Origin of the sequence: Mesorhizobium sp. M7A.F.Ca.MR.362.00.0.0, assembly GCF_004023175.1 — a bacterium.
Classification (GTDB): domain Bacteria; phylum Pseudomonadota; class Alphaproteobacteria; order Rhizobiales; family Rhizobiaceae; genus Mesorhizobium.
Genome location: NZ_RZTF01000339.1, coordinates 1 through 5,436 on the forward strand (window position 1 = coordinate 1; position 5,436 = coordinate 5,436).

Below are 5,436 nucleotides of genomic sequence, written 5' to 3' on the forward strand. Positions count from 1 at the left end.
CTGCACTACAAGATCATCCCCGAGGTGGCGCGCAAGGTGAAGCCGACCATTATGTTCGGCACCGACACGTTCCTCGCCAACTATGCGCGCACCGCCAAGGACGGCGATTTTTCCAGCCTGCGCTTCGTCGTCGCCGGCGCCGAGGCGGTGAAGCCGGAAACCCGCCGCGTCTATCGCGAGCGCTTCCAGGCCGAGATCATCGAAGGTTTCGGGCTGACCGAGGCGGCACCGGTGGTTGCCGTCAACACGGCAATCCATGGCCGCGATGGTACGGTCGGCCGGCTGCTGCCGGCCATGCGCATGAAGCTGGAGCCGGTCGAGGGCATCTCCGACGCCGGCCAATTGTGGCTCGACGGACCGAACCTGATGATGGGCTACATGACGTCGGACCGCCCCGGTGAGTTGCAGCCGCTGACCGGCTGGCACGATACCGGCGACATCGTCGCCGTCGACCGCGAGGGCTTCATCACCATTCGCGGCCGCGCCAAGCGCTTCGCCAAGATCGCCGGCGAGATGGTGTCGCTGGGGGCGGTCGAGATGCTGGTGCAGTCGCTGTGGCCGGAGGAGCGCCACGCGGCTGTGGCGGTGCCCGACAAGAGACGCGGCGAGCGCATCGTGCTGGTCACTACCGCCGACGATGCCAATCCCGACGAGCTGCGCAAATTCGGCAAACAGGCGGGCGCAGCCGAACTGATGGTGCCGAACGACATCGTCAAGGTGGAGGAAATCCCGGTGCTGGGTTCCGGCAAGACCGACTATGTGTCGACGAGGAAATTGGCAATCGACAGGCTGGGGCTCGGCGTCGCGGCCTGAGTCAGATCAAGCACTTCTGCGAATTTTCTAACCTATATCGGAGGGCGGCACTTTCTCGCCCTCGCGCTTGGCGCGCTTCGAATAGGCGCGCACGCTGAATGGCAGGAAGATCAGGTAGCCGGCGACCGAGGCGGTCAGCGTGTACCAGGGATAGGTCATCAGCAGGAGCACGTAGAGTACGACACCGAGGATGATCGGCAACACCCTGTCGCCCGGGATCCTTAGGCTCTTGCCGGAATAGACCGGCAGCCGGCTGACCAGCAGGAAGGCGACCAGGATGGTGAAGCCGGTGGCGACGAAGGCGGCGGGGCGACTGGGCTCCAGCCCTGTGCGCAGGAAATAGAGATAGAGCGGCAGCATCACCAGCACGGCGCCCGCCGGCGCCGGCACGCCGACAAAATATTCGGACTGCCATATGGGGCGATCGCCCTTCTCGTCGTCGAGCACGTTGAAACGGGCGAGCCGCAACCCGCAGGCGATGGCGAACAGCAGTGCCGCGATCCAGCCCGGCGAGCCGGCGCGGTCGAGCAGGAAGGCATAGAGCACCAGAGCCGGGGCAACGCCGAAATTGACGATGTCGGCCAGCGAATCCATCTGAGCGCCGAATTTGGAGGTCGCCTTCAACATCCGCGCCAGGCGGCCGTCGATGCCGTCAAGGAAGGCGGCAAGCAGCACCATCACCACCGCCGGCTCGAAGCGGCCTTCGAAGCCGAAGCGGATGCCGGACAGGCCGGCGCAGATGGCGAGCACGGTGACCAGATTGGGCAGCACCATGCGCATCGGGATTTCGCGGATGCGCGGACCGCCGCTGGCATGGGCCTCGAACTTTTTGTATTGCGTGCCCACCGGTCAGGAAACCCGAACAAGAGGCGTGCCGGCAACACCGCCGAATTCAGCCAGCACGGTTTCGCCGCCAACCGCCGTCTGGCCGACGGCAACGCGCGGCGTGGCGGTCAGGGGCAGGAACACATCGACACGCGAGCCGAAGCGGATCAGGCCGAAACGCTCGCCAGTGCCGATTGAGCCGCCGGCCTCGGCCCAGCAGACGATGCGGCGCGCCACCAGGCCGGCGATCTGGACGGCCGCGACCGTGCCGTTGGGGCTCTCGATGACCAGGCCGTTGCGCTCGTTCTCGGTGCTGGCCTTGTCGAGTTCGGCATTGAGGAATTTGCCCGGCCGGTGCTCGATTTTCGCAATACGGCCGCGCACCGGGGCGCGGTTCACGTGGCAGGAGAAGACGTTCATGAACACCGAAATGCGGGTCATCTCGGCATTGCCGAGGCCGAGTTCGCGCGGCGGCACGGCGGGTCCTACCGCCGAGATGATGCCGTCGGCGGGGCTGACCACCAGGCGGTCATCGACCGGCGTGACGCGCTCGGGATCGCGGAAGAAATAAACGCACCAGGCCGTCAGGATCAGACCGATCCAGAACAGGATCGAGGAGAAATAGCCGAGGAAAAGCGTCGCCGCGCCAAAGGCCGCGATGAAGGGATAGCCTTCGCGATGGATCGGTACGAACGCGTTCTTGACCGTATCGACAAGGCTCATCGGGTGTAAACGGGCTCCGTTTCAGGTGGGGCCTCAATAGCCGAAAGCCCCCCTCGCCGCAACGCAACAATGGGGAATGCCATATTGGCCGCAACCGGCAGGGGTCGCGATCCGCTTGCCCGGTCAGTGTCGTTGTCCGCAGAATTCGGGACACCGACGGTTCAAGGCGCGGGAAAAGGTTGCCCGTCCATGATCCCAAATCCCAAGACGTTCTGAAGCCCGCACCGGCCAGGTGTTCAGCGTCGAAGCGCCGGCACCTGGCATCGGTTGGCCGTAACGGCTTTTCTAAAGCCCCGGAACCCGCTGATAGTTGGCGATGTCGGCGCGCACGCCGAGCCGGGCGATCGTCTCGTGCGGGTTGAAAGCGATGCGCTCGTGCGCGGCCTTGACGATCGGCACGACGTTGTCGATGGCTGCCTGGCTTTCCCATTCGACGATGGTCACAAGGTTGAACTCGCCCGGCCCTGAGAATTGCTCGAGCAGGAAATCCTGCACGAACCCCTGCTGCAGGCGCAGCAATTCATGCGTTGTCCTGACCTTGGCGAGTATCTCCTCGCGGGCGGCGGCAGGCACGACGAACTTGTCCACCCTGAACACGCTGCGGCCGTCAACGCTCTGATTTGTCTTGCTCATTTCGATTTCTCCGTTCCTGGATCATGGTGTTTTTTGGGCTCCAGGAACGGCCTACAATCTCAACTTATGTTGAGGTCAAGCGCAAAAATCAGGTCATGCGCCGAACTTTCAATTCACCTCCGACGTTCGCCGACGAACGACAACGCCAAGCTCGTCGCCCTCGCGGGCGATGCGTAGGCGCTCCTCGGCCTCGGTCGCCTCGCGCTGGCGGTCCCACATCGAGGCGTAGAGGCCATGCTTGCGCATCAGCTCGGCATGGGTGCCGCGCTCGGCGATCTGGCCGTCCTGCAGCACGATGATCTCATCGGCCGTGATGACCGTCGACAGGCGGTGGGCGATGACGATGGTGGTGCGGCCACGGCTGACCAGATCGAGCGCGGCCTGGATCTCCTGCTCGGTGTGACTGTCGAGCGCCGAGGTCGCTTCGTCGAGCATCAGGATCGGCGGCGCCTTCAGGATGGTGCGGGCGATCGCCACGCGCTGCTTTTCGCCGCCCGAAAGCTTCAGCCCGCGTTCGCCGACCATCGACTTGTAGCCGTCAGGCAATCGCTCGATGAACGGACCGATCTGGGCTAGTTCAGCGGCTTTCTGCATGTCCTCCTCGCTGGCTCCGATGCGGCCGTAGCGGATGTTGTAGGCGATGGTGTCGTTGAACAGCACGGTGTCCTGCGGCACCATGCCGATCGCGCCACGCAGGCTCTCCTGCGTCACGTCCCTGATATCCTGGCCGTCGATCAACACCTGGCCGGACTGAACGTCGTAAAAGCGGAACAGAAGCCGCGAGATGGTCGATTTGCCGGCACCCGAAGGCCCGACAATGGCGACGGTCTTGCCGGCCGGCACCTCGAAGCTGATGCCCTTCAGGATCTTGCGGTTCGGGTCATAGGAAAAATGCACGTCGCGGAACTCGACCTTGCCGGCGCTCACGGCGAGCGGCCTGGCATCCGGCTTGTCGACGATCTCCTGCGGCACATCCAGAAGGTCGAACATCTGCTCGATGTCGGTCAGCCCCTGGCGGATTTCGCGGTAGATGAAGCCGATGAAATTGAGCGGCACCGACAGCTGCATCAGCATGGCGTTGATGAAGACGAAGTCACCGACCGTCTGCGTGCCGGCCTGCACTTCAAGCGCCGACATGCACATGACGATGACGGTGCCGAGGCCGAAGATGATGCCCTGGCCGAAATTCAGCCAGCCGAGCGAGGTCCAGATGCGCGTCGCGGCGACCTCGTAGCGTGCCATGGAGCGGTCGAAGCGCTCGGCTTCCATGCTTTCGTTGTTGAAATATTTGACCGTCTCGTAATTGAGCAGCGAGTCGATCGCCTTGGTGTTGGCGTCGGTGTCGCTGTCGTTCATGTCGCGGCGGATCGAGATGCGCCAGTCGCTGGCGCGCACCGTGAACCAGACATAGACCCAGACGGTGACCGCGACGACGACCACATATTTCCAGCCATAGGTGTAGGCGAAGATGCCGGTGGTCAGCGCGAATTCGAGGATGGTCGGCGCGGTGTTGAGCATGATGAAGCGCACGATCGTCTCGATGCCCTTGGTGCCGCGCTCGATGATGCGTGACAGGCCGCCGGTGCGACGCTCCAAGTGGAAGCGCAGCGATAGTTGGTGCATGTGAACGAAGGTGCGGAAGGCGAGCTGGCGCACCGCGTATTGGCCGACGCGGGCAAACAGCGCGTCGCGCAGCTGATTGAAGCCAAGCTGCACCAGGCGCACGACATTGTAGGCGACGACCAGCATGACCGGCGCCAGCAGAAATGTCGGCAGCGGTGGTACCGATTTGGAGTCGCCGGCCAGCGCGTCCGTTGCCCATTTGAAGAAATAAGGACCGGCGACCAGCGTCAGCTTGGCGACGACGAGCAACAGCGTCGCCCAGGTGACCCGGGCTCTCAGATCGGCGCGGTCCGCCGGCCACATGTAGGGCCACAGATTGAGCAGCGTCTTGAAGGTCGAGGAGTCGGAGACGGTTTTTTCGGCCATTTTTGGCGCCTTCTTCTTATTTTCAGCGGCCGGAGCAGCAGGAATTGACGAGGGCGGCCACCGATGCAGAAACATCGGCGAGCGCGGCACGGTCGATCGCATAGCGCGAACGCTGGCGATCGGGCTCGAAGCGAACCAGCCCGGCTTCGACCAGTATCTTCAAATGTTGTGACACGGTGGATTGCGCCAGATCGAACCGATCGACGACTTCGCGGCAGTAGCAGGAGTTGCTTGCGGACAAGTATTTCAGGATTTCGATCCGAGCCGGGTGCGAAAGTGCTGCCAGCCGGGTGGCAACGGCTCGGCTGTCCGGGGTGCAGCCAGGTGCGTTTGTTTCCATAAGGGATTCAGTCATCGTCCATCGGCGATAGACGATGAGCAGGTCTGCGGCAAGCTACCCCGATGGGTAGAGCGACCTAATCTCCCCCCTTGAGGGGGAGATGTCACCAAAGG

Annotated in this window: 6 protein-coding genes; 1 reads left to right on the top strand and 5 read right to left on the bottom strand. The window is 63.4% G+C overall.

The window, feature by feature from the left end; all coding sequences use genetic code 11:
* Positions 1 to 813: AMP-binding protein (locus EOC06_RS29065; protein ID WP_164898795.1), on the top strand; the 813-nt coding region annotated here is incomplete at its 5' end.
* Positions 814 to 840: 27 nt separating this feature from the next.
* Here the strand turns inward: EOC06_RS29065 and EOC06_RS29070 are convergent.
* The 5 genes from EOC06_RS29070 to EOC06_RS29090 all read right to left on the bottom strand — a co-directional run bounded on the left by EOC06_RS29070 (position 841) and on the right by EOC06_RS29090 (position 5,338).
* The gene (locus tag EOC06_RS29070; protein WP_236383118.1) at positions 841 to 1,587 is read right to left on the bottom strand and encodes a phosphatidylcholine/phosphatidylserine synthase; all 747 of its coding nucleotides are present in this window, start codon (positions 1,585 to 1,587) and stop codon (positions 841 to 843) included.
* Between the two features lie 75 nt (positions 1,588 to 1,662).
* Entirely contained in the window at positions 1,663 to 2,361 is a 699-nt protein-coding gene (locus EOC06_RS29075) for a phosphatidylserine decarboxylase (protein ID WP_127268237.1), read from the bottom strand.
* 285 nt (positions 2,362 to 2,646) lie between these two features.
* Positions 2,647 to 2,994, bottom strand: coding sequence for an antibiotic biosynthesis monooxygenase (locus EOC06_RS29080; protein ID WP_127268238.1), 348 nt, complete (start codon positions 2,992 to 2,994; stop codon positions 2,647 to 2,649).
* 108 nt (positions 2,995 to 3,102) lie between these two features.
* Complete coding sequence (locus tag EOC06_RS29085) at positions 3,103 to 4,983, bottom strand: ABC transporter ATP-binding protein/permease (RefSeq protein WP_127268239.1); 1,881 nt, start codon at positions 4,981 to 4,983, stop codon at positions 3,103 to 3,105.
* Positions 4,984 to 5,005: 22 nt separating this feature from the next.
* The gene (locus tag EOC06_RS29090) at positions 5,006 to 5,338 is read right to left on the bottom strand and encodes a helix-turn-helix transcriptional regulator (protein ID WP_127323175.1); all 333 of its coding nucleotides are present in this window, start codon (positions 5,336 to 5,338) and stop codon (positions 5,006 to 5,008) included.
* Positions 5,339 to 5,436: the final 98 nt, after the last annotated feature.